Source organism: Streptosporangium amethystogenes subsp. fukuiense, from assembly GCF_042665875.1.
Classification (GTDB): domain Bacteria; phylum Actinomycetota; class Actinomycetes; order Streptosporangiales; family Streptosporangiaceae; genus Streptosporangium; species Streptosporangium fukuiense.
Genome location: NZ_JBHTEE010000001.1, coordinates 6,951,250 through 6,975,671, shown reverse-complemented (window position 1 = coordinate 6,975,671; position 24,422 = coordinate 6,951,250). Strand labels below are relative to the sequence as shown.

At 66.5% G+C, this 24,422-nt stretch carries 27 protein-coding genes and 1 pseudogene; 9 read left to right on the top strand and 19 right to left on the bottom strand.

Going from position 1 to position 24,422, the window contains the following annotated elements:
* Window positions 1–28: 28 nt before the first annotated feature.
* Window positions 29–256: pseudogene (locus ACFQVD_RS30675) on the top strand (IS3 family transposase); the annotation flags it as partial.
* A gap of 741 nt (window positions 257–997) precedes the next feature.
* On the opposite strand, the gene ACFQVD_RS30670 reads toward ACFQVD_RS30675, so the two are convergent.
* Window positions 998–1,375, bottom strand: a complete 378-nt coding sequence (locus tag ACFQVD_RS30670; RefSeq protein ID WP_343972443.1) for a YbaB/EbfC family nucleoid-associated protein — start codon at window positions 1,373–1,375, stop codon at window positions 998–1,000.
* Between the two features lie 14 nt (window positions 1,376–1,389).
* On the bottom strand, window positions 1,390–1,848 hold the full coding sequence (locus tag ACFQVD_RS30665) for a YbaB/EbfC family nucleoid-associated protein (protein WP_386272748.1): 459 nt from the start codon (window positions 1,846–1,848) through the stop codon (window positions 1,390–1,392).
* A 68-nt stretch (window positions 1,849–1,916) separates the two neighbouring features.
* On the opposite strand from ACFQVD_RS30665, the gene ACFQVD_RS30660 reads away from it, so the two are divergent.
* From ACFQVD_RS30660 to ACFQVD_RS30645, 4 genes are all read left to right on the top strand, one after another.
* Window positions 1,917–2,228 (top strand): hypothetical protein, encoded by a 312-nt coding sequence (locus tag ACFQVD_RS30660; RefSeq protein ID WP_343972449.1) that lies wholly within the window; start codon window positions 1,917–1,919, stop codon window positions 2,226–2,228.
* Window positions 2,219–3,214 (top strand): hypothetical protein, encoded by a 996-nt coding sequence (locus tag ACFQVD_RS30655; RefSeq protein ID WP_343972452.1) that lies wholly within the window; start codon window positions 2,219–2,221, stop codon window positions 3,212–3,214. Before ACFQVD_RS30660 ends, ACFQVD_RS30655 begins: the two co-directional genes overlap by 10 nt.
* Window positions 3,215–3,331: 117 nt before the next feature.
* The gene (locus ACFQVD_RS30650) at window positions 3,332–4,021 is read left to right on the top strand and encodes a hypothetical protein (protein ID WP_343972455.1); all 690 of its coding nucleotides are present in this window, start codon (window positions 3,332–3,334) and stop codon (window positions 4,019–4,021) included.
* Between the two features lie 296 nt (window positions 4,022–4,317).
* Entirely contained in the window at window positions 4,318–5,064 is a 747-nt protein-coding gene (locus ACFQVD_RS30645) for a DUF6461 domain-containing protein (protein ID WP_343972458.1), read from the top strand.
* A gap of 299 nt (window positions 5,065–5,363) precedes the next feature.
* Here ACFQVD_RS30645 and ACFQVD_RS30640 read toward each other — a convergent pair whose 3' ends face one another.
* The 4 genes from ACFQVD_RS30640 to ACFQVD_RS30625 form a co-directional block, all read right to left on the bottom strand.
* Complete coding sequence (locus tag ACFQVD_RS30640; RefSeq protein WP_343972461.1) at window positions 5,364–5,819, bottom strand: hypothetical protein; 456 nt, start codon at window positions 5,817–5,819, stop codon at window positions 5,364–5,366.
* A 412-nt stretch (window positions 5,820–6,231) separates the two neighbouring features.
* Window positions 6,232–6,492, bottom strand: coding sequence for a hypothetical protein (locus ACFQVD_RS30635; RefSeq protein ID WP_343972464.1), 261 nt, complete (start codon window positions 6,490–6,492; stop codon window positions 6,232–6,234).
* A complete protein-coding gene (locus ACFQVD_RS30630) occupies window positions 6,480–6,845 on the bottom strand; it encodes a gamma carbonic anhydrase family protein (RefSeq protein WP_343972467.1) in 366 nt (121 codons plus the stop codon). Before ACFQVD_RS30630 ends, ACFQVD_RS30635 begins: the two co-directional genes overlap by 13 nt.
* A 385-nt stretch (window positions 6,846–7,230) precedes the next feature.
* On the bottom strand, window positions 7,231–8,070 hold the full coding sequence (locus ACFQVD_RS30625; RefSeq protein WP_343972470.1) for an ergot alkaloid biosynthesis protein: 840 nt from the start codon (window positions 8,068–8,070) through the stop codon (window positions 7,231–7,233).
* A 133-nt stretch (window positions 8,071–8,203) separates the two neighbouring features.
* Here ACFQVD_RS30625 and ACFQVD_RS30620 point away from each other — a divergent pair, with 133 nt between their 5' ends.
* Window positions 8,204–8,791, top strand: a complete 588-nt coding sequence (locus ACFQVD_RS30620; protein ID WP_343972473.1) for a TetR/AcrR family transcriptional regulator — start codon at window positions 8,204–8,206, stop codon at window positions 8,789–8,791.
* 29 nt (window positions 8,792–8,820) lie between these two features.
* Here ACFQVD_RS30620 and ACFQVD_RS30615 read toward each other — a convergent pair whose 3' ends face one another.
* A complete protein-coding gene (locus ACFQVD_RS30615) occupies window positions 8,821–9,711 on the bottom strand; it encodes a TIGR03619 family F420-dependent LLM class oxidoreductase (protein ID WP_386272741.1) in 891 nt (296 codons plus the stop codon).
* 568 nt (window positions 9,712–10,279) lie between these two features.
* Here ACFQVD_RS30615 and istA point away from each other — a divergent pair.
* Entirely contained in the window at window positions 10,280–11,809 is a 1,530-nt protein-coding gene (gene istA, locus ACFQVD_RS30610; RefSeq protein ID WP_386274280.1) for an IS21 family transposase, read from the top strand.
* Window positions 11,806–12,585 (top strand): IS21-like element helper ATPase IstB, encoded by a 780-nt coding sequence (istB, locus tag ACFQVD_RS30605; protein WP_364159275.1) that lies wholly within the window; start codon window positions 11,806–11,808, stop codon window positions 12,583–12,585. The genes istA and istB overlap by 4 nt, the downstream gene beginning before the upstream one ends.
* Window positions 12,586–12,936: 351 nt before the next feature.
* Here the strand turns inward: istB and ACFQVD_RS30600 are convergent, their stop codons facing one another.
* Window positions 12,937–13,944: a helix-turn-helix transcriptional regulator gene (locus tag ACFQVD_RS30600; RefSeq protein ID WP_343961231.1), complete on the bottom strand. Its 1,008-nt coding sequence runs from the start codon at window positions 13,942–13,944 to the stop codon at window positions 12,937–12,939.
* A gap of 104 nt (window positions 13,945–14,048) precedes the next feature.
* Here ACFQVD_RS30600 and ACFQVD_RS30595 point away from each other — a divergent pair, with 104 nt between their 5' ends.
* Complete coding sequence (locus ACFQVD_RS30595) at window positions 14,049–14,894, top strand: SDR family oxidoreductase (protein WP_343961233.1); 846 nt, start codon at window positions 14,049–14,051, stop codon at window positions 14,892–14,894.
* A gap of 424 nt (window positions 14,895–15,318) precedes the next feature.
* On the opposite strand, the gene ACFQVD_RS30590 is transcribed toward ACFQVD_RS30595, so the two are convergent.
* The 11 genes from ACFQVD_RS30590 to ACFQVD_RS30540 form a co-directional block, all read right to left on the bottom strand.
* Window positions 15,319–15,915 carry a hypothetical protein gene (locus ACFQVD_RS30590; RefSeq protein ID WP_343961235.1) on the bottom strand — a complete coding sequence of 199 codons (597 nt, stop codon included), beginning with the start codon at window positions 15,913–15,915 and terminating at the stop codon, window positions 15,319–15,321.
* A 1,281-nt stretch (window positions 15,916–17,196) separates the two neighbouring features.
* Window positions 17,197–17,838 (bottom strand): hypothetical protein, encoded by a 642-nt coding sequence (locus ACFQVD_RS30585; protein ID WP_343961237.1) that lies wholly within the window; start codon window positions 17,836–17,838, stop codon window positions 17,197–17,199.
* Window positions 17,839–18,186: 348 nt separating this feature from the next.
* Window positions 18,187–18,405, bottom strand: a complete 219-nt coding sequence (locus ACFQVD_RS30580; RefSeq protein WP_343961239.1) for a hypothetical protein — start codon at window positions 18,403–18,405, stop codon at window positions 18,187–18,189.
* Window positions 18,312–18,773: an LLM class flavin-dependent oxidoreductase gene (locus tag ACFQVD_RS30575; RefSeq protein WP_386274397.1), complete on the bottom strand. Its 462-nt coding sequence runs from the start codon at window positions 18,771–18,773 to the stop codon at window positions 18,312–18,314. The genes ACFQVD_RS30580 and ACFQVD_RS30575 overlap by 94 nt, the downstream gene beginning before the upstream one ends.
* 823 nt (window positions 18,774–19,596) lie before the next feature.
* Window positions 19,597–20,334, bottom strand: coding sequence for an HNH endonuclease (locus ACFQVD_RS30570; protein WP_343961241.1), 738 nt, complete (start codon window positions 20,332–20,334; stop codon window positions 19,597–19,599).
* 160 nt (window positions 20,335–20,494) lie between these two features.
* Window positions 20,495–21,742: a tyrosine-type recombinase/integrase gene (locus ACFQVD_RS30565; RefSeq protein ID WP_343961244.1), complete on the bottom strand. Its 1,248-nt coding sequence runs from the start codon at window positions 21,740–21,742 to the stop codon at window positions 20,495–20,497.
* Window positions 21,739–21,924, bottom strand: coding sequence for a helix-turn-helix domain-containing protein (locus tag ACFQVD_RS30560; protein WP_343961246.1), 186 nt, complete (start codon window positions 21,922–21,924; stop codon window positions 21,739–21,741). The genes ACFQVD_RS30565 and ACFQVD_RS30560 overlap by 4 nt, the downstream gene beginning before the upstream one ends.
* The gene (locus ACFQVD_RS30555) at window positions 21,921–23,291 is read right to left on the bottom strand and encodes a replication initiator (protein ID WP_343961248.1); all 1,371 of its coding nucleotides are present in this window, start codon (window positions 23,289–23,291) and stop codon (window positions 21,921–21,923) included. Before ACFQVD_RS30555 ends, ACFQVD_RS30560 begins: the two co-directional genes overlap by 4 nt.
* A gap of 104 nt (window positions 23,292–23,395) precedes the next feature.
* Window positions 23,396–23,524, bottom strand: coding sequence for a hypothetical protein (locus tag ACFQVD_RS30550; protein ID WP_343961250.1), 129 nt, complete (start codon window positions 23,522–23,524; stop codon window positions 23,396–23,398).
* A complete protein-coding gene (locus ACFQVD_RS30545) occupies window positions 23,521–23,694 on the bottom strand; it encodes a hypothetical protein (RefSeq protein ID WP_343961252.1) in 174 nt (57 codons plus the stop codon). The genes ACFQVD_RS30550 and ACFQVD_RS30545 overlap by 4 nt, the downstream gene beginning before the upstream one ends.
* A gap of 19 nt (window positions 23,695–23,713) precedes the next feature.
* A complete protein-coding gene (locus ACFQVD_RS30540) occupies window positions 23,714–24,415 on the bottom strand; it encodes a DUF2637 domain-containing protein (RefSeq protein WP_343961254.1) in 702 nt (233 codons plus the stop codon).
* Window positions 24,416–24,422: the final 7 nt, after the last annotated feature.

Below are 24,422 nucleotides of genomic sequence, written 5' to 3'. Positions count from 1 at the left end.
GCTCCAGCTCGCCTGGGCGGATTCAACTGGTCGTCGCAACACCTCGATCGCGTTCGGTCGACGTTGTGAGCAGGCTGGCGTGCGCCCCTCGACCGGCCGGACCGGCACGTGCTTCGATAATGCCACCACCGAGAGCTTTTTCGCCTCGCTGGAGTGCGAGCTGATCGACCGATGGACCTTCCGTACCGGGTCAGAAGCCGAGCGTGCTGTATTCGCCTACATCGAGGGGTTCTGCACCCCGCGCCGTCGTCTGTCCGGAAAGGTTAGATGAACATGCGCGGGTCCCGGCTCATCGGCCCGCGCGGCGAGGAGCCGGGACCTCGGAAGGATCATCTAAAGGTCAGTGGCGAGTCCAAACGGACCAACCGCTTCCCCATGGGCTGTAGGCGGGGTCTACCGAAGTGAAGTACGACGGGCCGCCATCATAAATCAGCCCTTTGTGAATGCCGTATGCGTTCCTGTTCCAGAACCAGGGGCCGCCGCTGTCGCCGCCCTCGGTGATGCTGTGCTCGACGACCCACTCCCCGGCCGAACCTGTGTGGTATTCGAGTACCTCCGGCCGCACACAGCTTGACCAGGGAGTTCCTTGATTTTAAGGGACTCCCTGGGGCGTTTCTAGGGGCCGACTGTAGCAACGCCCATTTGTTCACTGAGGGTTCGTCCTCGTTCGTGGTCGTCTCGTCGCCGGGTAGATAGAGACGCCTTGAACGAGGTCACACACAAGGTCCTGGACGTCGTCCCGTCCTGAGGTGGGGCTGGACCGGCTTGGCGTCACGTTGGACGCGACGCTGAGCGCCCTCGGTGGCCTAGCGGCTGCCGGTTACGTCGCACGTGGGGAGAAGGGCCGCGCCCGGCTTCAGCCTCGTACCGCAAAGGGGACGCTGCGCCCCCCGATCCGATCGATTTCTCAGGTGCAGACGCCTTCATCGAGCCGTCAGAAACGACGGCACCCACTGCACCACCTGGTCAGTGACCGTACGGCCCGGCTTCGGCCGGGTCAGCTCCAGTCGGTCAGCAGTCGCTGGAACTGCTCGTTCGCCTCCACCGGGTCGAAGTCCGGCATGGCCTCGCGCATGAGATCGTGCGTCTGGCGCTGGGCGTCTGCGCATGCTGCCCGCACCGCCACGAGCGTCTGCTCGGCCAGCTCCTGGCTGCCTAATCGCGTCACGCGGGGGCCGTAGGTGACGCCGAGGACCCAGCCGTTCACGTCCACGGTCGCCTTGACCTGGCCTGCCGCCGTCTCGCCCGCCCCCACGATCTGGTCGAGGTCCGCCTGCGCCGTCTCCAGCCAGGCCAGTACCTGCTCACTCTGGCGCGCCACCTCGTCGATGTGCCGGTCCGTGATGTCGGCGGGGTCGAACTGCTGACCGTACACGCTTGCCTCCGAGCCTATTGAAGAAGATCGCGGGCGGCCTGCTCGACCCGCCCGCGTACGAAGGCCTCGTCGAGCGGCTGGGGCAGTGCGGCGGCGCTTTCCGCCGCGTCCGCGATCTCCTGCGCCTTGCGCGCCGCGTCCTCCTGCGCCGCCCGGAGCACGGCGGCGACCTCATGGCCGAGCGCCGATTCTCCGAGCCGCATCGCCTGCGGGTCTATGTACAACCGGGTCAGCCCGCCCTCGCCGTCGGCGGCCGCCTCGACCAGACCGTTCTTGCTCTTCGCCAGACCTTCCACCTGTCGAATCACGGACTGCGCAGCCTGTAGTTCGCGTATGACCCGCTGACCTTGGGCGAAGTATTCGAGCAGGTATTCGTCGTCGTTATCGGGAGTGGGGGGCCGCACGTCGGACCTCCGGTTATCAGGAGAGCGGACGGCCGCCAGTCTAGATACATGCGACCGTGATTTCGACATGGAGATTCAGGGCTCATGAACGACAAATAACACGAAGATCATGACATGTGACGATATGGTGCTTAGGCATGACGGGACTTGAGATCGTCTTAGGGGCCGCGGCGCAGGAAGCCTCCCGTATTAGGACCCATGGAGAGGACTACAACGCCGCGCTCGAGCCGCTCAGAGTTCGCGGCGACGGGGTGTCCTCGTTCGGAGATGACGGTCTGTTCGGCATGTTCACCAGCATGTACGCCGAGTGCCGCGAGGTGTCGATGGCCGCGCTCGACGAACTGTCCACGGCGATCGTCGATACAGGCGACGGCCTGCACACCGTGGTCAAGAACACGCGTGATGGCGAGGCCGCGAGCATCGAGAACATCGGTCGCACATGGCTGTAGTGCTTCCCCCGGCGGCGGCCGGGATGATGCAGATGCTCGGTCCTTGGCCGAACATGAACGAGGACGACATCAGGGCCGAGGGCAACGCCGTGCGGGTCGCCCGGTCTGGTATGGCCCCTGCGGCGAGCGCTACCGATTCGGCGGTCCGCACCACGCAGCAGGTCTACCGCGGCGAGTCCGCCACCAGCATGGAGAACTACTGGAACAGGACCGGTGCGCAGGGCGGCCACATCGCTCAGGCGAACGCGGCGATGAAGCTGATGCCGGTGGCCCTGGATGGCAGCGCTGCGGTGGTGTCGGCTGTGAAGGTGGCGGCGGGCACGCAGGCGGTGTTCACCGCGGTCGGTGTGGCCAAGGCGCTGGCGTTCGGCGGGGCGGTCGGGGTGACCGTCGCGACGGCTCGGGTGCTGGCGTCGCGTCAGGCAGTCAGGAAGATCCTTCGTGAGGGCGGCGAGGGCACCGGCAAAGTGATCGCTCCCATCATGCGCCGTCGGGTCACCGAACCGATGCGCCGCATCCTGGACGACCTGCGACGCCCAGGAGGTCCCGGACCACGCCTGGCCACGGCCGGCCCGCGCAGTGGAGTCCCCGTGCGGTCGTCCGGTCTGCGGAGTCCGTCCGGACCTCGGTCCGTCAAGGACGGCATCACCAAGATGAGCCGCAGGAATGACAGAGGCAATGGGCGCGGCGGGGGCAGGGGTGGCGGCAGGGGTGGCGGCAGGGACGACAGGGGTGGCAGGGACTTCTTCTCTCGAAACTCGAACCAGGGCTCAGCCCATGACGGAAGAATTCACGGCGATCCGCCCACCAGTGCCAGGGGCATGACGAAAGCGGAGGCGGACCGCACCGAGAAGATGTTGGAGGATAGCATCAAGGCGAGGAGGGCGGAGGAAGAGAGAAAAGGCTACGAGGTCGGGCACGCGGAGCGGATCAGAAGGGAAGAGAAGGCTCTCGAAGCCTTCAGGGCAAGCAGGCGGCAGGAGTGAGACGTCCAGCTCGTCCAGCGGGGGCACGTACAAAGGGAGCTCACAAACCGGCGCCGACCACTACCCCGCTGCTGCCGAGTGGCAGGAGCGTCAGAAGAACAGGAAGTGGTGAAGCCGATGCAGACGCAAGCAGGCGAGGATCTGATCGAGCGCATCCTTGCGCATCCGGCCGACGGCGATCTCGTGGGCCTGGCGGCCAACGACCTGCTCAGCGAGCTGTACGCGGGATTCCCCGTCGAGAACCTCGCCAGACTTCTCCATAGCGGTGATGACCGGATCCTGCCGACGGCGACCTGGTTGCTGTCGGAACTCGTCGACCTCGCCGCGCCGCTGATCGACGAGGTCCCGGCTCTCCTCTCCAGCCCGATCCGTACTGTGCGATACGACGCGATAGCAGTGGTGCTGGAGAACGCCGACGAGCGGCACGGGCCCATCATCGCTCAGGTCATGAACCTGAGCCGAGACCCCGACAGCGCCGTCCGCTGGAAGGTCCTCGAGTTCTTGACCGAGGCCTCGGTCGAGCAGCTTGAGGCGGGGGCGGCATGCCTGCCGTCCGGTCAGGTCAAGGAACTGGCCGAGTGGTTGATCCTCCAGGACGACGAGGAGCCCGATCTGAACGGCATCGTCATCCGGCTCGAAGCAGGCGACCCGGTGACTCGGCTGTTCGCCGCGGCGGCCGCCGCGAGCCTGGCCGACAAGGAGAATACGAACCTCCTGGAGCACGCGGCCATGGTCGAGGAAGAGGAGATCCGCTCGTTCGCTCAGGAGCGGCTGAGCAAACTGCGCGAGAACGTAGCCGACCGGTGAATCGCCCCGGCTTTGACGGAGACCTTGATGTACCCGGCCGCACAGCAGCAAGAAGGCCCTTGAGCAGGGATTATCCGCTCAGGGGCCTTCTTCTTTTCTTAGTCGTTCGGGGCCCTTGCTAACAGGGTGTCTTCCACCGCTCTTGCGGTGCTTTCTCTCATGATGAAGCCGAACCGACCGGCCGTCCCGGTACGCACCCGGCCGCGAGAACCGCGGCATGGCGTTGATCACGGAACTGTCGGGGATGTCTGTTTGAGTCGCCCTAGGAACGAGCACTGAGCGGGCAGGGAGCGGGAATGCGGCGGTCGGAGCGTCTCTGGCACCTCGTCCGGTCCTACGGCATGGGTGAGTGGTTCATGGCCGCGTGGGTGGAGGGGCTGGAGGTGTGGGAGGTCGCCCGGCGCCTGGGGGTGTCGGTCGCGGATGTGGACGACACGGTCGAGTGCACCTGGGCGGACGTCCTGCGAGGGTGGCCTTCCGACGGCGATCCGGGGGTCGTCTGGGCCGGTCGGCTGACGGCGGACTGGACGCAGATCATCCAGGTGCGGGGCTTCGACTGCCACGGGGCTCTGCGGGAGCTCTCGTACGGCGGGCGGGCGCTGCTGGTGAGCTGGGACATCAACGGGCCGCGTGATCTCGAATACGCGGTCAACGGTCACTACGTGACGGACTTCAACGTCACCGTCCCCGGAAAGCGCTGGGGAAGTGATCCTCATGCGCTCGACTCCTACGCGCAGGGGTTGCATTTCGACCTGGACGATTCCGGTTGGGAGAGCGATCCCGAACTGCCGGCGGGGTGGCTGGAGTACTGCGCGTGGGAGGAGACCCGCGCGGAGAGCGGACAGGACTACGGGGAGGGGGCCATCCCCGACGAGTGGGGGGACTTCATCGGGCTTGTCCACAACGGATACAGCCCGCCCATGGCGACCTGCCTCACGTCGGCCCTGGCGCTTGTCGGCAGGGTGACGGGCAGGGAGATCGACAGGGAGTGGATGGACGGGGCCCACACCCGCTACGTGATCCGCGATCAGCACAACGGCTGAGGACAGCGTCCCGCCTAGCGGAAAGCCCCTGGACAGGTACGCCGTCTCAGGGGTTTTTCAGCGTCTTGATCTGATGCGTTGGCCGTCGATGCTGCCGACGCTACAGCGCGTTACCGCTATTCGCCCATTACCTTGGCAAAGACGTCGGCGGACGAGGCTTCCGCCGCGACTACCTGATCGACGGCCGGTTGCACTACAACGTGGACGAGGTCCTGGATCCGAATGACTACGAGGGTGAAGATGACGAGGAGGACCTCGCCCCGGCCGCTGACCACGGCAAGACTCGGTAGATCAGACGGTCAGGTGTCGTACAAGCCGTCCCAGGGTTCGTAGAAGCCGAGGTTGTCCGGGTAGAGCTCGGCGTGTTCGGTGCCTTCGAAGGTTTCGATGACGAGGCCGAAGAGCACGCCGTCGACTTCGTGGCGGAAGGGGCGGATGGCGATGTCGCCGAAGTGGAGGCCGGGGAGGGTGTTGAGCCATTGCTTCAGCCGCTCCTGTGCTGCGTCGACGGCGGCCCGGTGATCGTCGTCGGTTCCGGTGCGCTCGATGCGGGAGTTGAGATGGTGGCCGGCGGCGTCGAAGGTGTGCAGGACGGCGTGCCAGCGTTTGTGCGCCTGCCAGTCGTCGGTGTGCGTGTAGCCCTCGGGGAAGGCGGCGACGACGGAGCCGAGGAACTGGCCGCCCTCCCAGTGGCCGATGGTGTCGGTGTGGTAGTCGGGTTCGTAGCCGATGGGGATGATCTCGGGGACTGCCATGTGCGGGAGAGTAGCGAGTGGGCCCGACAGGGCCTTTGCGCCGCGCGTGACCTTGCTAACGGAAGTGCTGACATCATCCTTGGACGCGAGTGGACGCCCACAGAAGACGATCAAGAGTGAGATGGCTCTGAGCAGGACTTGCTGACACCTGTGGACGTCGGTGGACAGTCTCGAACTGGCTACGGATCTCAAGGTCAGGGGTTCGAGCACCTCCGGCCGCACAGCAGGTCAAAGGCCCTCCGGGATCACCCCGGAGGGCCTTTCTCATTATCCGTACAGCAGCGAAATGCAGCCATGCCGTCTGATGCGACCGCCCTCCGAATGACAGGTTCCGCCCGGCCAAAGGGTCCCGGCCCGGTACGGAAGGGAAGGAGCGCTCTTCTCCGGCAGGGGAGGGGCACGACCAGCAGGGTCAGACTTCGGAGTCAGCGGGGGCGTCGAGCAGGCGGTCGCCCAGGTGTGCGCCGTAGAACTCGACCTGGCGGGCCATGATCTCGCGCATCGACGATGTGCGCGGCACACCGTAGACGGTGCCGGGGAAATCGAGGTCGCGCTGTACCTCCCATAATTCCTCGTGCCGGTCGGGGGAGAACAGCCGGGCCGGGTCGCCGACCGCGATCCAGCCGATCGGCACGACGGTCTCGGGGGCCAGCCGGGAGTTCACGTGCAGCACGCTGTTGATCCGCAGCTCCGACCGGGTGCCCGCGACCGCTCCGGGGACATCGAGGCACCGGTGGCGATGAAGACCTCGTCCTCGGCGACTGCCCCGTTGACGTGCGCATGCGGGCCGACCAGCACGGCGTCGCCCAGGATCGCCGGGTGCCCGGCGCGGCTGCGGACCAAGGCGTTCTCCATTACCACCACGTCGGCACCCACGCGCACCTCGCCGTTCTCGGCGGTGAGCACGGCGCCGTGCAGGATACGGGCGCGCTCGCCGAGGACGACCGCACCGCAGAGCACAGCCGAGGGGGCGACGTACGCCGACTCCGGAACCACCGGCCTCGCGCCACGATGTTCCAGCAACATTTCGCCAGCCTAGTCCGTTCCCTTTTACGGTGGTCGCCTGACCGCCGGGCGTGTTGTGTTTCCCGCCCCCTGCCGGACCACCGATCTGGACGACGTCCATCGCCTCCCAACGCGAGGTCGGTTCCGCCACCACGTCAACGAGGGGCGTCGCGGGGTCCGCATCGGCCGCCAGCCGACAAGCCGCTCAAAGGGATACAACCGAGGAACGCGCGAACGGTCGGCGACAAGATAACCATCGGCCTGCTTTGGCCGGGAGCCTGTACGGCCTCGAAGGTGGCCTGCTGCGCATGTGCCCGGCTGCCGTGGAATGTGGTGAGCGAGCCTTGCGCGACGATCTCCCCACACGGATACCGGCGAACCCATCGGCAATCCCGGTAAGGCCGCTTCATCGCATCACCTTTTCGGCGTACTCGCGGAAACTACGGGGCGGACGGCCGGTCGTACGTTCAACGGTGTCGGTGGTGCGGTCTTCCGCTCCCTCGGCGATGGCACGGTCCATGCCGGCCAGCATCGCGGCGAACCGTTCGGGGATGCCTGCGCCGGTCAGACGGTCGCACATCTGCTCGTAGGTGAGCGGCCGATGGGAGACGGCCCTGCCGGTGATCTGGGTGATGATGCCCGCGACGTCGTCGTAGCTCAAAGCCTGGGGCCCGGTGATGACCAGATCGGTATCGGGTACCGTCTCGTCGGTGAGGGCGCGTACGGCGACCGCCGCGATGTCGTCGGCGTCGATGAAGCCGACCCGGCCCGCACCCGTCGCGGTCAGGATGACGCCGTCGTCGCGGATGCTGTCCGCGTGCGGGTGGTGATCGGTGAAGTTCTGCATGAACCACGATGGCCGCAGTACCGCCCACTGGTCGAACAGGTCGGGGAGCAGGCCGTGCACCTGGCCGACCCCGGGTCCCCCCGCGGGTATGGCCGAGGAGCCGAGAAGCACCACGCGGTGTACACCGGTGGCACGGGCTCGCTTCAGGAAGGGCAGCATGACGGCGGCCGGGTCCGGGTCGCCGATGGGCGGAACGAGGTAGACCCGGTCCGTACCGTGCAGTGCGTCGTCGTAGGTGGTGGGCTCGTACCAGTCGAAACGGACGGCCTGGGCGCCGTCCTGTGCGGTGACGCGGCGACTGGCCGCTGTGGCCGGGTGACCGAGCGTGGTGAGCTGGGACACGACGCGGCTACCGGTGTTGCCCGTGGCTCCGGTGACCAGGATGGCGCGGCCGGTCATCTCATCTCCTCTTGTCGCGCGGCGGGGAAGAACTTCGCGTTGTCCAGGGGGCGCGCGCGGGCGCCAGTAACATATGGACCATGAGTCCGTTTAACGATATGGACTATCGGTCCGTTTTGCAAGTGGAGAGGCCATGACCCAGCGCAAAGAGCGCGCGGATGCCCTGCGCAACCGCGAGGCCGTCCTGGCCGCGGCCGACGATCTCTTCGTTCGTAGCCAGAGCCCCCGCAGCGTGTCCATGGACGAGATCGCGGCAGCGGCCGGGGTGGGCAAAGGCACCCTCTTCCGCCGCTTCGGCGACCGGACCGGCCTCATCCGTGCACTGGTCGAAGCGCGCATCCAGCCCGTGCGCCACGCCGTGGAGACGGGACCGGCGCCCCTCGGGCCCGCCGGCCCACCTCGCGAACGCGTTCTGGCCGTGCTCGATGCCGTGCTCCGCTTCAAGCTCGACAACCGCCACCTCTCCCTGGCCCTGGAAGAAGCCGGTAGCGGCAGCCCCTACCAGGCAGAGCACTACGCGTGGTGGCACCGCACGCTCCGGGACACACTGCGGAAGATCCCCGGCATTCCGGACGGAGACTTCACCGCACACGCTCTGCTCGCCGCCACCCGCGCCGACCTCGTCGAACACCTCGTCGGCCAGGACGGCATGACCGCCGAGCAGGTGAGGGCACGGCTGGCGGACTACGCGGCCAAAATCGTGGACCAACCCCGCGCGTGACCACAACACGACAGCGTCTTCACCGCCGATCAATCCCCCGATGGGCCGGACTGGCTGGAAAGGCGTTCGAGGAGGGCGAACCGCTGGGCGAACGCGGACATCTCCTCGCGTTGCCGGTCTGGTTCGGTGGCGGTGGCACTCACGACGATGCGGGTCACGCCTTGAGCGGCGAATTCCTCCACCTGATCGACGGTCATGTCGATCGGCCCCGATCGCGTGTACTCCAGCGTTTCCGGGTTGCGGCCGGCCTCGACGGCGGTCGACCGGGCGAGGTCCAGCTGGATGGCGCGTTCGTTCGGATCGAGCGCGCCGCCAGGGAAGTAGCCGTCGCCGCGTCGTCCGGCGCGGCGTGCGGCCGCCCGGCTCGATCCGCCGATGTGGATCGGCAGGTGGGTGACCCCATAGGGCTTTGGGAACTGGCACAGGTCATCGAAGGTGAAGAACTCCCCAGCGAAGCTGACACCGTCTTCGCCGCCGGCCCAGAGCAGCCGCATCACGTCGATCGCCTCGTCGGCACGACGCCCACGGGTGCTGAAGTCGACCCCCACCGCCTGAGCCTCACCGGGCAGGGCGCCGAGCCCCACGGTCAGCAGCCGCATCCGCCCCTTGGACAGCACATCGATGGTCGCCAGACGCTTGGCCAGGACCACCGGATGATGGTAGGGCAGCAGCAGCACACCCGTTCCGAGCAGGATCCGTCGCGTAGCCGCGGCGACGAAGCTCAGGCAATCGAGCGGATCGAAGTACGGCAGCGACGGCGGGAGCTCAAAGCGCCCGACCATCGCACCGGGATACAGCGCGATGTGCTCGGGAACATACAGCGACTCGAAGCCGCAGTCCTCGGCATGCCGGGCGTAGGCCACGATCTTGTCGGGGTCGATGCCGTGATAGGGCGTGCTGTAGCTGACTGCGAACTTCATCGCCGTTCCTCCGGTTAGTCAGCCGATGTGATGGATGGGCAGTCGCCGGTACTGCGGTGGCACCGTGGCCTCGCCGTGCGCCGACGACCTTCCCCACCCGCTTGTCGCAGCCACGCTAGAACCTTGTCATTGGCGTCAAGGCAACTTGCGCCCGGTCACGACTGTGGGAGGCGGACGATCTGGCCGTACCGCGAAAGCTGAGGTCGATCCACCTGTGAACAAGTGCTCCACCACCGGTCACCCGAACCGGTAGAAAGGCGACGAGTAACCTGGTCAGGAAGGTGAGGGACCGTGATGACCGAAGACCATCGGGGCGCCGCGCTTTCCCCCTCGAAGCGGGTGGCTGAGAGCGGTCACGTGGAACTCTTGATCGGCGGACAGAAAAGTCGCGGCTGACGGACACCGGTTCCTGGTGGGCGGCCACCAAAAGTCTTGGTCAATGGCCAGGCCGATCTCCTGATCTTGTCCGTGTGTCACAGCTTGGGTTCCCCTCCGCGGGGGCTTGGGTTGCGGGTTGTCGAGACCTTGCACCCCAGACCCGCGGAGGGGGCCCGTGACGAAGTCTGGCATGGAGCTGATGGAGATTTACGAGGCTTACGACCTGACCGGGTGCGCCTGGTCGGCGGCGCAACTGGCGGGGTGTGACCCCAAGACGGTGCGCCGGTATATCGCGATCCGCGCGGCGGGCGGCAACCCGCACCAGCCGGCGCCGCGACCTAAGGCGATCGACGCGTTCCTGGCGAAGATCGAGGAGAAGGTCGACCGGTCGAAAGGGAAGATCCGCGCGGACGTGGTGCACAAAGACCTGGTCGCGATGGGATTCGCCGGGTCCGAGCGGACCACGCGGCGGGCGGTCGCCGAGATCAAGGCGGCCTGGAAGGCCGGACGGCGGCGCGTCTACCGGCCCTGGGTGCCTGAGCCGGGGATGTGGCTGCAGTGGGACTGGGGCGAGGGCCCGCGGATCGGTGAGCGCCGCACGCAGCTGTTTTGTGCCTGGCTGGCCTGGTCGCGGTTTCGGGTGGTGATCCCCGCCTGGGATCAGACGCTGGCCACGTTGACGTCGTGCCTGGACGCGGCGCTGCGGCGGCTGGGCGGGGCGCCGACGTATCTGCTGACCGACAACCCCAAGACGGTCACGATCGAGCACATCGCCCGCATCGCGGTGCGCCACCCGCAGATCGTCGAGCTGGGGCGGCATTACGGGTGCGTGGTGACTACCTGCGAGCCGTTCGATCCCGAGTCCAAGGGCGGGGTGGAGGCAACGGTGAAGATCGCCAAGGCGGACCTGGTGCCCACCCACGCCAACCTCCGCGCCGCCTATGGGAGTTTCACCGAGTTGGAGACCGCGTGTGCTGCCTGGAGTGAGCACATCAACGGCCGCCGCCATCGCGAGACACACCGGCCGCCGATCGAGATGCTGGCCGAGGAACGCGCTCGCCTGCACGTGCTGCCCGCCGATCCCTACGTGCTCGCGCTCGGCGCCGAGCGCCTGGTCTGCGACGACCGGACCGTCCGCTGGGGCGATGTGCGCTACTCGGTGCCGCCCGGCCACGAGGGACAGACGGTCTGGTGCCGCGTCCACGGCGACGAGTTGGTCATCGTCGGCCGCTCCGGCACCGATGAGCAGCACGGTCAGCACGGTCTGAGGGAACTGTGGCGGCATCGGCTGTCGGTTCCGGGCCGGCCGCGGATCGTCGATGCCCACTATCCCGAGCACGAGGGCGGCAACGGCCCCAAAGCGCCCCGGCCTCGCCCGCGGACCAAGGCCGAAGAAGCGTTCCTGGCGATCGGGCCGGGTGCGCAGGCGTGGCTGATCGAGGCCGCCGCCACCGGAGTGGTGCGGATCCGCACCAAAATGGCCCGCGCGGTCGAGCTGGCCAGTCTGCTGGGCGCGGCCCGGGTGGATGAGGCGCTCGGCCTGGCCGCGATCAACGGCCGGTTCGCCGAAGCCGATCTGGCCTCCATCTGCGACCACCTCGCGTTGCATGAGCACGCCGGTGAAAACACCCGTGTCGACGAGGCTCACTCGGTCCAGCCCGGCACCGCTTCCTGGGCTGCCTTCAGTAACACCAACAGCGTCAAAGGAGATCACTCGTGAGTGTCACCCTTCCTGCGGCCCCACCGGTCCCGGCCGAGTTGGAGGCCCTGTTTCGCCGGATGCGTTTTCCTTACGCCCGCAAAGCGGCGCCCGAGGTGCTGGCGACCGCCCGCGCGCAACGCTGGGACCCAGCCGAAGTCGTGCGCGTCCTGCTCAATGAGGAGGTCGTCGGCCGCGACCAGGCGACCCGCCGCAACCGGCGCAAGAGCGCGGGCTTTCCCTCCGGCAAGACCTTTTCCTCCTGGCGGCGCGAGGGCTCCACGATCAACGAGGCCACCCAGAACGCGCTGATGACGCTGGAATGGGTCAGCCGCGCGGAGAACCTGGTGATCGCCGGACCGTCCGGCACCGGCAAGTCCCACTTCGCTGAGGCACTGTCGCATCTGGCGATCGAAAAAGACCTGCGGGTGGCCTGGTTCACTCTGGAGTCTCTCAGTGCCACGGTCGGCCGGGCCAAGATCGACGGATCGGTCTCGCGCGCCATCGGCCGCATCTGCCGCAGCGACGTCATCGTTATCGATGATATCGGGTTGCTGCCGGTCGGCCACGAGACCTCCGAGGCGTTCTACCGCGTTATCGATGCCGCCTACGAGCGCCGCTCGGTCGTGGTCACCAGCAACATCCACCCGTCGGGTTTCGACACCATCATGCCCAAGACGCTCGCCACCGCGACCGTCGACCGGCTGATGCACCACGCCCACCTGGTGGAGACCAGCGGCGACTCCCATCGCCTGGCCGAGGCTCTGTCCGGGCGTGGAGTGATCCCGCTGACCTGACCGCCCACCCGGAGATCGACCTGGCCACCCACCGGGATTCCCAGTGGCCACGCCAGGAATTTTGATGGCCATCAGCCAGGAGAAATCTGGCCGCTCAACTGGAGAACGGCGTGTCCGCTAGCAGGTGGCCATGCGAGAACTGCTCGACGAGGACCGGCGGAAGACCACGGCCCGAATCGTCGGCGCCGACGGCCCCCGACGACGAGCACGACCCCGAGGGAACATCCGCCGCCTTAGAGCGGGCCCACATCCAGAAAGTAGGTTGAGCGGCCCTCGCAGGCCCTCCACTCCGAATGCGTGTCCCTTTGCCCGCCCGAAGCCCCTTAGTCGTGACGGCCTGGTGAGTCGGCTTCAGCGCGGGTCGGCGGCGAAGGCGAAGGCTGCGGCTCGGTCCCGCAGCAGGGCGGCGAGCCCGGGAGAGTCGATCACCTCGAAGGGCCATCGCACCCAGAGCAGCCCGCTGGCGAGGACCTCCAGACGTACGTCGGCGATGCGCCAGTATGTCGCTGCTTGACCGGTGGCGGTTGTCGTCGGGGCGAAGTCCGTGGCGAAGCCACCCATGTACGCCTGTACCTGTTCGATCGGGGCGTGGACTAGGATCGTCGCCGTATGTTTCCGAGGCGGGGCACCGAGCTGGCTGGTGACGAACGCGACCGGGTCGCCTCCGGGGACCTCCTGCGGCTTGAAGCGCACGCCCGTCGCCGATGCCCGCGTGATCCGATCGACGCGCAACACCCGCCAGCCGCGGTCGAGCTCGCGGCACACGAGGAACCACCGAGTCTGCCTGGGCACCAGGGCGGCAGGCTCGACGTGGCGCGAGGACTCTCGTGCGGTGTCGGCGCCCTCGGTGCTCATCACGCGCAGTTGGACCCGTTCCGCGTCCCGGCACGCCAGCGCTAGGACTGCCAGCACGTCGGCGTTCATCGGAGCCGGATACGCGCCGGCTACTGCATTCGGTGTGTCGCCGAGGGCGACCGAGGAGCGCAGCGCCCGCACCCGTCGGCGCACCGCCGGGGGCATCACCTGCTCCATTTTGGCCAGGGCGGTGAGCGCGACCTCGCCCCCGCCGGCAGCGCCGTTGGCGGCCGAGGAGGCGAGGGCGGCGGCCACGGCGAGCGCCTCGTCCGGGGTGAACACCAGTGGCGGCAGGTCGCTGCCCGTGGACAGCCGGTAGCCGCCGTCGGGGCCGCGACGTGCCTCGATGTGATAGCCGAGGCCCCGTAGCCGTTCCACGTCCCGCCGGAGTGTGCGGCCGTCGACGCCGAGGCGGTCGGCGAGTTCGCCGCCGCTCCAGGACCGGCGGGCCTGCAGCAGCTCCAGCAGGCGTAGCGCCCGCTCAATTGTGGTCTGTTCCGGCATACTCGCCAATGCTAGGAGAAATAGGGACAGAAAATGTCCTAAACCCCTCATAGGTTGGGCTCCAAGCCGGACGGACCGGCACCATTTCCCTAATGTGAGCCATCTTGACCATCCTTGTTACCGGCGCGACCGGCGCTGTTGGTCGTCACCTCGTCACGACCCTGCTCGCCCGCGGCGCCGCTGTACGTGCGCTGACCCGCAAGCCCGATGACGCGGACCTGCCGGCCAGGGTCGAGGTCGTCGCCGGCGACCTGGCCGACGCCGCCACGCTCGGGCCGGAGGTGTTCGACGGTGTCGATCGCGCCTTCGTCTTCCCCGCCCAGGGCGTCGACGCGTTCGTCACCGCGGCGACCGCCCACGGCGTCCACCGCTTCACCGTGCTGTCCTCCCTCGCCGCCGCGAAGGAGTTCCAGCGTGACCATGGCTCGGCGAGCCAGCTCCACCACACCGCGGTCGAGGCCGCCGTGACCGACCGCACCGATGCCTGGACGATCCTGCGGCCCGGCACCTTCGCCAACAACCTGCTCTCCTGGGCCTGGCAGATCCGCTCCGGCGCACCGATCCGGGCGCCATACCTCGCATCGGCACAGGCCCCGATCCACGAGTACGACGTCGCCGAGGCCGCCGCCGAGACCCTGCTCTCCGACAATCATCTGGGTGAGGCGATCCCGCTCACCGGCCCGAAAGCCCTGACCCGCTCCGAGCAGGTGGCGATCATCGGTGAGACCCTAGGACTGGAAATCCCGCTAGTGGAGATCACACCCGAGGAGTTCCGCACCGAGACCGCACAGTTCATCCCCGAACCCGTGATGAAGATGCTGCTCGACTACTGGCACGACACCCTCACCGTCCCCGACGTCCCACGTCCCGTTACGGTAGTGACCGGGCGGCCGGGCCGCCCTCTGGCAGAGTGGGCCGCCGACCACCGAGCCGACTTCGAGGCCACCTGACGGGTCCGGGCAGACGCGATAGCCGGGCAGGATCCGCCGAAACCGAATCCGCCCGGCCATCGTGAGCCGCCAGGACTGAGCCGACAGGGAGAGGGCGCGTGGACCGCGCCGCCGGCCAGGTGCTGTCGGCTGACATGCTCTGCTAGATCCGCGCCCTACGGATTAAGAAATAACCTCCGATCTCCCAAGCTCCTCTCCAGGTCATCGGGGTTTCACGGCCCGGCGCTCGGGTCGGTGCCATGAAGTGCGAAGTAGAGCCGAAGTCGGCATGCGGACGTGTCGAGGCACGCTTTCTCACGTTCCGTGCAAGAGCAGCAGATCAGGTTCGCGCCACCTTCACGCCGGACACCACCTGGCGGTCCCAGGCCCTGGGGGAAGCCTTGCCGCTGCCACCTGGCCAAACACTCAACGTCGCCATACCGCATCAGAACCCGGGAACGCCGGGGCCCTGTGAGAGGTAGGGGCTGAAATGGTCGGCGACGATCCCCGCGATCGCAGCGGCGTCGCGGGAACCGTCGACTTCGATCACGCGGATGCCGAGCTGGTGGGCGGTGCGGACGGCGTCCTCCGCGACGAGGCGATCCCGGGTGAGGCGGTTGGCCTGTGCGCGGGCCGGATCGCTGACGCGGTGCCCGAGCGAGGCGGCGCGCGGTAGTTCTTGGAGCTGGTGTTGGCGGAACTCCGGCGTGGGCACCATGACGACCATCCGGCGCGGTGAGTCGATGACGGGTGCGACGAGTTCGGGGCGGAGTCCCCAGCCTTCTGCGATGATCGGGTGGCCTGAGACGAGCGCGCGCAGGTCGTCCAGGGCCCACTCGAACCGGTCCGGGAAACCGGCCAGGGTCGCGGCGGCCATCTCTTCCGGGGTGGTGTGGACCCACATCTTGTCCGGGTCGGGCTCGGTGGCGGGCTCGCCGAGGTCGACGCGACGGGCGATCCGGCGATCGTTGTGACCGCGGGCGTCGTGGTAGTCGTAGTGATAGACGGTGATGCGGTACTGGACGGCCAAGAGCCGGGCCACGGTCGACTTTCCGGCCCATTGGCCACCGCCTATCCACAATGCGCGGTGCAACGTGCCGAAGGGATCCCAGACTTCGCTATCCGCAAGGGAGTTATGGCTGGTCATCTGGCATCCTCCTGTCTTGCCCCACTGACCAGCGCGGGTCGACGGTGCCGCCGTCGACGAGGGTCCACCCGGCGGTGCAGCCACCTGGGCCCGGGCCGGCTCGCTGTTCTCGGTGGGTTGGGCGGTCTCGGCGGCCGTGCTGGTCACGCGTTCCGGAACGGGCTGATCGTTTTGAGGTGTGTCGACTCCGGATCCACCGTACCCACGGCTGAGAGAACGTCACGCCCGACGGGCAGGAGCGGCGAACCGGGTCGGGGTGGTCAGGGGCCGTACAGTCCGGACGTCATCGAGACGCGGGTGTGAGAACAGGCCGTGGTCCTGCGGTGGGACAGGAGCCGCCGGAGCTTGCGAACAAGCCGTTATCACCATCCTTGAAAGGAGGTGAAATCCGACGGCTCCTTGGTCTGACAATCTATCGGCGGGGCGTTGTTCACTGGTTTTCAGGGAACCACGTAAGGGCTGTAGTAGTACCCGCCGTTGGTGATGTCCTGCATTCGCACCCGGCACGACCCCTGGTTGCCGACCGCGAAGACGAAGCTTCTTACCTGACCCGGCGAGATGGAGAAGGCGCCGTTTGTCGTGTGGAACCTAGGTAACGATCACTGTTTGGTTGTGATTCGGACAACCTTTAAGGTTCCAGGGTGCCGCTGAGGCGTCGATGAGGTGGTGAGGGAACGCGCGGTCGAGCGGCTGGGCCGGCTTGACAACCTCGCCGCCGCCAAGCGTCGGCGAACCATGGGCAAGCCCACATCGGCCTTGGCCGTCGGCGGGCATCACCGTTGGTACAGGCGGACGGGACCGGCCAAGGCCGTCGACGCCTACGCGTTATCGGAGATCGAAGGCATCCGTAAGCCCGACACCGGAGGGGGACGGCCGGCCTCCGTACGGTCTGGATCGACCGGGGGACGTGGCCGGATCACCGGCATGACGCGGATCATGCTGTCACTGACGTGCCTCAGGCGATGGAGATCATCGAATCGGAGCGGTGACCGGCCCAGTGTGATTGCTGACAACGGTCGTGGACGGCACGCAGGTTGGGCAGGCGTTGCTGCGGACGCGCCCCTGTCAAGCAGTCGCCTGACATAGGAGTGTCAGGCGAGTACCTCCGGTCGCACAGCAGGTCAAAGGTCCTGCGAGGTGATCCCGGCGGGCCGTTCTCGTGATCGCCGGAGCGCCTTAGGTGTTCCCGGCGTCCGGCGGAATGGGCATGTTCTGCATGCGGGCGTACTCCAACAGGTCGTCTTCGTCGATGACCTCGTCGGTGGGTGGGGCGGTGATGACGAGATGGAATCCCCAGTCGGTGTAGCGCGTGTCGCTCCGCTTGACCAGCGGCTCCTTCCCACCTCCCGCGGTGTCGGTGGTGATCAGGCGCTTGGGCAGACCGTCACGGTCGGCCCAGAGTTGCCAGGAGACCTTCCCCTTGCTCTTCTTGTTGATGGGCCGCCCCGAGGTCCAGGCGGCAAGGGTGCTCTTGGAAACCCTGCTCAGCTCCTGGTAGCTCATGGTGCCCCGGTAGAGGAAACCGCCGGAGACGGGCTTGCTCACTGAGCGCTTCAGTACGGCCTTCATCATGGACGAGTCGTACATGTTGATCGGCTGCAGGCTGGCGGCCCGGGCCATGTCCCGGTTCATGCGTCCCCTGTGCTCGTTCGGGAGCCGGACCCACTTCTTGCCGTCCGGAACCGGTCCGGGATACCAGTTGGCGCTGTCGTACACGTCTTTACCGACGCGGATCACCCGGTAGGGGGCCGACTTCTTGGACGGGAGCCCCTTGCCTTTCGGCCAGGAAAGGTCCCACCAGGTGAAGTCCGCAGCCACTGGACCCGATGGGGCGAACTGGAGACGACCGCTGATCCGGGTTCCATTCCCGGAGACCGTCGACTTCTTGCCGAAGAAGTAGCGGGTGGTCTCGGAAATCCGAACGCCATGCTCATTTCGGAACTGCTGCTTGAGGGCGCGCGCCGGATCAGGAGCGCCTGCCTGCGCGGAGGCGGGACTCGTGACGGCCGACACGGATGCGATCAGTACGGCGACTGCTGGGGCAGCCCATCGTCTCATGAGGCATTCGTCCTTGTTTTGGGCTTTTGGGGCATTCAGCGGAAAAGTGAAGCTCAGCTCAGATGGTAACGGGTGCATTCCAGCGAGCGATGGTGCCGAGCACACCTGCTATGAAGCGGGAGCGACGCCTGAAACCCCGGCACCGCGCTCGATCTCCCGGTTGGAAGCGCTGACAGGACGGATGTCACAGATGGAGTCTCCCCGTTCTGCCGGCCAGCTCAGTGAACGATCAGTCAGGTAGCGGCGGCCGTCGTCGCGGATTTCCAGCCAGTCGCCACGGACCCAACCGCCTGCCGCCTGGGGCGAGAAGCCCTGCTTGCGGAACATCGATTGCTAAGCAATGAGTATGCTCTCGTCGGCCCAGAGGTGGATGGGGAAAGGTGTTCGAGGAGGTCGAACCGCTGGGCGAACGCGGACATCTCCTCGCGTTGCCGGTCTGGTTCGGTGGCGGTGGCACTCACGACGATGCGGGTCACGCCTTGAGCGGCGAATTCCTCCACCTGATCGACGGTCATGTCGATCGGCCCCGATCGCGTGTACTCCAGCGTTTCCGGGTTGCGGCCGGCCTCGACGGCGGTCGACCGGGCGAGGTCCAGCTGGATGGCGCGTTCGTTCGGATCGAGCGCGCCGCCGGGGAAGTAGCCGTCGCCGCGTCGTCCGGCGCGGCGTGCGGCCGCCCGGCTCGATCCGCCGATATGGATCGGCAGGTGGGTGACCCCATGTTCTCCGGTCGGTAGCCGATGCGATGGACGGGCAGTCGCCGGTACTGCGGTGGCACCGTGGCCTCACCATGCGCCGGCGACCTTTCCCGCCCGCTTGTCGCAGTCACGCTAGAACCTTGTCATCAGCGTCAAGGCAACTAGCGCCCGGTCACGACTGTGGGACGCAACCGCGCGATCACACGCCACCGGCCCGCATTCACTGTCCGACCAGGGCACGAGTCTGCCAATTTGGACTCCGCCGTTGACTCGTAATGAAGGGGTCTGGGGTTCGATTCCCCAAGGCGGCTCCAGGTCAGAGGCCCCCACCGGGTTCCGGTGGGGGCCTTTTGCTAACACTCTTGCTAACAGCGGTGAGTCCACTGGCTTGGCGACAACGACGCCTGGATCGAACTGAGCGTCTGACCCAGGCTGCTGCGCAAAGCGTAACGCTCACGGGCAGCGACTAGGGATTCACGCTGCGGATGATCGTGTTCGGGGAGCACGAGGTGTGAAGCCCTAACTCATTCGAGAAGTGCGGGGTTCAAAACGCATGCCGCGGCAAGGGCCACGAGCGAGGCCACGACGATGGTGAGGATCTCTCGAACCTGCTCCGGGCTGTAACCAGCCTGGAAGCTCAGGACCAGAACGAGGACAATGATCACTAAGGGGCGGGGAGTTTTGAACCTGGGTGAGGGTTCAGGACGTGGATCGGTCATCATAGGTAGGTCGCCTGTCTTGTTGAGGGATGGGTGACAGCCGTCGGCCTCTGTCTTGCTGTGAGAGGTAGGCAGGGGCCGACGGGATTCAAGGTGAACGATCAGGAGTTCGCGCCAGGCTCCGTTTGATTGATTACGGCCTGCCCCAAGTGTTTTTTCAGGGCAGCTCGCTGTCCGGGAGCAAGCATTCGATATAGTCCCCAAGCCTTTTCTACCTGGGTAGCTGGTTTACCATCCATTACTATCCAAGCAAGCAAGCGGGATTGATCATTTAGGGATAGTTCATCTATCAGGGTCTGCAAATCTTCTGGGTTGCTGAACCTGATATTCCCCTTCTTGAAATCTTCATAGCAGTTGACGCAAAGCGTGACCATGTTCTCGGGACTGTCGTTACCGCCAGCAGCAATAGGTGTCACGTGGGCGACCCTAAGCGGGCCCTCCTCCGGGGCTATGTGAGCCCACCTGCCAGCTGCAAGTCCGCAATAAATGCAGGCGAAACCATCGCGTGTAAATACTTCACGCCGAACTTGAGTGGGACGTTTTGTTCGGAGTCTGCGCTTGCCGGGCTCCCAGAGATGGATGCCTACTTTAGCAAGGCGCATCTCTGTAGGAGCTAGCTGTGGGAGGGATCGGTTGGTTTCGATCACCCAGTCATACTCACGAAGATCGCGCAATCGTCGGATGGTTTGTTGTTGCTCGGGAAACGCTTCGTGTAGTTGAGTGGTGGTGAACTCGTTCCCCTCGCCGATTTCAGCAACGAGCCATAATGCGACCCGAATCATTGTCCCCAGTTTCTCATCACGCCAATCGGGGAGATCATGAAAGGCGTTAGAGGGCATCGAGAACTCCTGCGACGTTTGGGTCAGAGTGCCAGGGGGTTTGTTGCCCTCGCTAGTACAAGCCTAGCTCATCTAGCTTGCCGATTGCATGCCGAAACATGCCGAACCTTGCCGAATGTGACTCCGGCAAGGTTCGGCGCTGCCTTCACTGAAGGTTTTGCTACTCTTTGTCCGCTATGTGACGTAAGGCATGGGCGAAGACGTCAGCTGCGGCAGTTTCCGCCGAGCGGATTACGTGCGCGTAGACGCGAAGGGTGATGGCCGGATCAGCATGGCCAAGCCGAGCCGCGACCACGTGGACGGGAACGTTAGCCAAGAGAAGTGTGGTCGCGTGGATGTGTCGTAGGTCATGAAGTCGGGCATAGGGCAGGCGGTCAGTCGGAGCCTGGTTCTTGTCCTCCGGTTCGTTGTGCGCCTTGATGAACTTGCCTAGCAGCGCCGTCACGGTAGTCGGATAGATGGCTCCGCCCCAGCCCGTCGTGAAGACGTGCCCGTTCTCCTCCCCCTTCCAGGACTCTCCGCTGCGGAGCTTCTCGACGTCCTGCGCTTCTTTGTGCTTCTGGAGGACAGCAACCGTGCCATCATCGATGGTCACCACGCGCGTCCGACCGCTCTTCGTGGTGCCCTCGATGTGCTCACCGTCGACTACACCCGTTGAGCCCTTGATGGTGATCTGCTTTCCACCCAGGTCGACGTCAGGCCATCGAAGGTTCAGCAGCTCACCCCGCCGTGCGCCCGTATAGGCGGCTAGGTGGAAGAAGGCGAACAACCGATGCGAGCGGGCCAGCGTGAGAAAGGTCCGGAGCTGTGCAGGAGTCCAGATCATTCCGGGTTCCCGCCACTCCCCACGCGGACGCTTGGCCTTGTCGACGGGTGAACTGCTGAGGTACTCGTGGACTTCGACGGCGTCACGGAAAGCACGCCGCAGAATCGCGTGAGTGTGGACGACGGTGGAGACCGCCAGCGGCTTTCCGCCGCGCCCGCCCTTGGCCAGCAGATCCCGATAGAGCTTGGTGATCGTGGAGGGCCGAACCGCCTGAAGCTTCGTTCTCCCGATGTGGGGCTTGATGTAGAGGCGAATGGTGATCCGGTAGTCCTCAAGCGTCCCCGGCTTGATCTCCATAGCGTGATCCTCGATCCAGTCATCGAGGTATTCGCTCACGGTGATCTCGTTCCGGTCGACGTACTCACCGCGCCGAGCGTTCACACGTGCTTCGTCACGAGCGGCCTTGGCAGCTTCCTCGGTGGCGAAACCACCCACCCACTTGGGCTTACTCTCGCCGGTCTCAGGGTCCTTGGCGCGGATCACGTAGGACCAGGTGGTTCCGCGCTTCATGACGCCGTCGCGGAGCTTGGGCGTGCTTTTCTTGTTCGGCTTATCAGGAGTGCCGACGGGGGACTTGGTCATGCCGCACGCTCCGCCGAGGTCAGGTGAGTGATGTAGTCCTGCAGAGCCGAGACCGGGACCCGTCGGGAGCCGTCGATCCGGACTGAGTCGACCGCGCCGGAGGCGATCAGCTGATAGAGCTTGCTCCGGGAGACCGCCAGGGCAGCCGCGGCTTCGGGCACAGTGAGAAGGAGCCGAGTCATGAACCACCCCCGGAGGCAGCGGGCAGACGGTTTCCGGTAAGGGCGCTTACCAAAAGGGCGTCACCAGCTGAGAAGCCCTGTCCGGCGTACTCCCAGTGCGAGACAACGAGCACGGTGTCCTCGTCGAAGAGCGGAAGCCGTCCGGTGGTGATCGCTTCGGCGCGCATGTAGTCGGTGCGTTCCTGGCGGATGTCGCCGAGGGTGGTGGAATAGCGGCGGCTCTTGGTGGAGAAGTGGCCGCGGAAGCCGAGCATGTTCGCCCATTTGATGAGCCGGAGTTCGGCCAGTTCGTCGAGGGCGCCCAGGCGCAGGCACTCGGCGATGAGCCGCCGGGCGTGGTCGCGGATCGGCAGGGCGGTCAGGTCATCGAGGGGGTTGATGCGCCGGTCCAGGGTGCCGACGCACTCGGCGGCTTTGGTGGCGTACTTGGCGATGTAGGCGGCTACGGCCTGCTCGGTAAGGTCACCGGTCACGGTGATCTCGCGGATGTCGAGTTGGGTGCCCCACTGGAAGGACCGCGCGGGTTCACCAGGCACTGCAGGGACGGTGACCGCGACGGCGGAGGCGGCATGTTGTACGGCGTCGGTCATCAGGTCGGCCGTCGCCCAGGCCGGTGGAGGAGTAGCCGGCCCTTCGGGGCCGTCGACGCGGATGACCGCGTGAAAGTGGACGACGCCGCGCCGCTGGTACTCGGCGACCTTGGCGAAGGAGAGCACGGCCTGTTGGCGTAGCTCCCGCTGGGTCAGTCCGGCGAGCTTGGCGAGGCGTCGGCGAAGAGCTTCGGTGAAGCGCCGCCACAACTCCGGGGACATGGCGTTGAACAGCACGCTTCCCGCGTAGTCGTAGCAGTCCGGGCACAGTGGTTCACCGAGGCATTGTTCGTCGGCCCCGTGTCGGGCGGTGCAGGACATGACGCGCCCGTGCGGGCAGGTGGCCGCATCGCGTCGAGCGTGACAGGGCAGGATCTTGCCGTTCTTCTCTCGCCGGGTGTGGACGGTGCCGAACGAGGGAGCGGTCAGGGTGACGAACAGACACGGGTGCGCGCTGACCGTCTCCGGGACACCCTTGCCCCCGACGAGGCCCGCGCGGATGAGGTGGTAGGTGTCGGCCCGGTAGGTCTCGGCGCAGGCCGGACACCGGGAGGCGCGGCGGGTCTTGCACGGGACGCGCAGGATGCCGTCCGGTTCGTTCGCGGTGCTGTAGCTGTGCAGCCGGTTCCCGGTGGCGGGGTCGAGGTGGTGGACGTGGCCGCGAAGGTGGATGGGCTGTCGGCAGCCGCCGGTCCGGCGGATCTGGGCGGCCCAGCGGGCGTATTGGGGGTCGTGGAGCCGGGTGATCATCCCGGCTACCGCGTGGGTGCTTGGCATGATGGGGGTGTCCCTTCCGGGCTTTTCGGGTTCGGTGCGGGATGGCCCCCGACGTGGCGGACGTCTTGGCGGATGTGTGGTCACGCCGGGGGCGCCGAGGACTCTCAGGTGAAGCCGAGGCCCTCGCAGTGCTCGCAGGTCTGGCCGTGGCTGTCGACGCCGGTCCCGCCGCAGCAGCACAGCCAGCGCTTGGGGACGATGTCGACGAGCGGGGAGTCTGGGGTGTCGGTCATGTGATCCACCTGCTTCCGGTGCGCTTGGGCGCGGTATCGAGGAACACACGCCAGGTGTGTGGCCGCTGTAGCGGCAGAACCGGGGAGACCGAGCCGATCGGGAGGATCGTTCGGATCTTGTTGACGGAGTGGACGATTTCGGCGTAGGTGCCGTCGATGCGGATGCGCATGAGGTTTCTCCTTTTGCGTTCAGGTGGGGGTGGGGCTGTCGCGCAGGTTGCGCAGCAGGTCGGAGGCGAGCTGACTGGACACCCCAAGTCGGGTGCGCAGGGCGTCGCGGGTGATGGGTCTGCCGTGCCGGGCGTGGTGTTCGTCGGCGACGCGGCGCGCGTAGTCGAGAAGCTCACTCGTTGGCGCTATGCCGTTCTGGCCGTTCCCGGTGCCGTTCTGAGTCGGTACGGCGGGAGCGGGCGACGGGGAGAGCGCGGCAGGTTCGGCCGGGGGTTGCGGTACGGCGTCCGGAACGGGAACGGGTGCCGGGGACGGTTCGGAACGAGGGCCGGAGGAGCGCCGTTCCAGCATGGAGACCGCGATCAGGAACGCCCCTGCCGGGGTCGCGGCGGTGATCCACCCCCAGGCCGATGGGTGGGCTTGGGCGAGGTTTGCGGCCAGGGAGAGGGTGATCCCGCCGACGAGGACGAGGGTCGGCCAGGAGATCCAGCCCTGTCGCACTCGTCCGTTCTTCTTGTCGCGCTGTCGTTCTCGGGCGGCCATGACACAGGTGAGATCGACGCAGACCGCTATGGCCCAGGCCATCCATCCGGACTGTCCGTGTTCGGTGGCGGTGTCGCGGATGTGGGTGAAGCTGCCGGCCCCGGCGATCGCGGCGAGGATCAGCACCGGTGCGGAGTCGGCCAGCCGTACGGCCAGACGAGGCGCGGTCGCGGTCACGGTGGTT

What these genes read in the sequence shown, in the direction of transcription:
- ACFQVD_RS30580 (WP_343961239.1), bottom strand. Translation starts at nt 18,405, where the DNA reads ATGTTCCGCAAGCAGGGCTTCTCGCCCCAGGCGGCAGGCGGTTGGGTC.
- ACFQVD_RS30650 (WP_343972455.1), top strand. Translation starts at nt 3,332, where the DNA reads ATGCAGACGCAAGCAGGCGAGGATCTGATCGAGCGCATCCTTGCGCAT.
- ACFQVD_RS30560 (WP_343961246.1), bottom strand. Translation starts at nt 21,924, where the DNA reads ATGACTCGGCTCCTTCTCACTGTGCCCGAAGCCGCGGCTGCCCTGGCG.
- ACFQVD_RS30555 (WP_343961248.1), bottom strand. Translation starts at nt 23,291, where the DNA reads ATGCCAAGCACCCACGCGGTAGCCGGGATGATCACCCGGCTCCACGAC.
- ACFQVD_RS30600 (WP_343961231.1), bottom strand. Translation starts at nt 13,944, where the DNA reads ATGCCGGAACAGACCACAATTGAGCGGGCGCTACGCCTGCTGGAGCTG.
- ACFQVD_RS30640 (WP_343972461.1), bottom strand. Translation starts at nt 5,819, where the DNA reads ATGGCAGTCCCCGAGATCATCCCCATCGGCTACGAACCCGACTACCAC.
- ACFQVD_RS30645 (WP_343972458.1), top strand. Translation starts at nt 4,318, where the DNA reads ATGCGGCGGTCGGAGCGTCTCTGGCACCTCGTCCGGTCCTACGGCATG.
- ACFQVD_RS30655 (WP_343972452.1), top strand. Translation starts at nt 2,219, where the DNA reads ATGGCTGTAGTGCTTCCCCCGGCGGCGGCCGGGATGATGCAGATGCTC.
- ACFQVD_RS30660 (WP_343972449.1), top strand. Translation starts at nt 1,917, where the DNA reads ATGACGGGACTTGAGATCGTCTTAGGGGCCGCGGCGCAGGAAGCCTCC.
- ACFQVD_RS30570 (WP_343961241.1), bottom strand. Translation starts at nt 20,334, where the DNA reads ATGCCCTCTAACGCCTTTCATGATCTCCCCGATTGGCGTGATGAGAAA.
- ACFQVD_RS30565 (WP_343961244.1), bottom strand. Translation starts at nt 21,742, where the DNA reads ATGACCAAGTCCCCCGTCGGCACTCCTGATAAGCCGAACAAGAAAAGC.
- ACFQVD_RS30545 (WP_343961252.1), bottom strand. Translation starts at nt 23,694, where the DNA reads ATGCGCATCCGCATCGACGGCACCTACGCCGAAATCGTCCACTCCGTC.
- ACFQVD_RS30615 (WP_386272741.1), bottom strand. Translation starts at nt 9,711, where the DNA reads ATGAAGTTCGCAGTCAGCTACAGCACGCCCTATCACGGCATCGACCCC.
- ACFQVD_RS30550 (WP_343961250.1), bottom strand. Translation starts at nt 23,524, where the DNA reads ATGACCGACACCCCAGACTCCCCGCTCGTCGACATCGTCCCCAAGCGC.
- ACFQVD_RS30625 (WP_343972470.1), bottom strand. Translation starts at nt 8,070, where the DNA reads ATGACCGGCCGCGCCATCCTGGTCACCGGAGCCACGGGCAACACCGGT.
- ACFQVD_RS30630 (WP_343972467.1), bottom strand. Translation starts at nt 6,845, where the DNA reads ATGTTGCTGGAACATCGTGGCGCGAGGCCGGTGGTTCCGGAGTCGGCG.
- ACFQVD_RS30665 (WP_386272748.1), bottom strand. Translation starts at nt 1,848, where the DNA reads ATGTCGAAATCACGGTCGCATGTATCTAGACTGGCGGCCGTCCGCTCT.
- ACFQVD_RS30620 (WP_343972473.1), top strand. Translation starts at nt 8,204, where the DNA reads ATGACCCAGCGCAAAGAGCGCGCGGATGCCCTGCGCAACCGCGAGGCC.
- istA (WP_386274280.1), top strand. Translation starts at nt 10,280, where the DNA reads ATGGAGCTGATGGAGATTTACGAGGCTTACGACCTGACCGGGTGCGCC.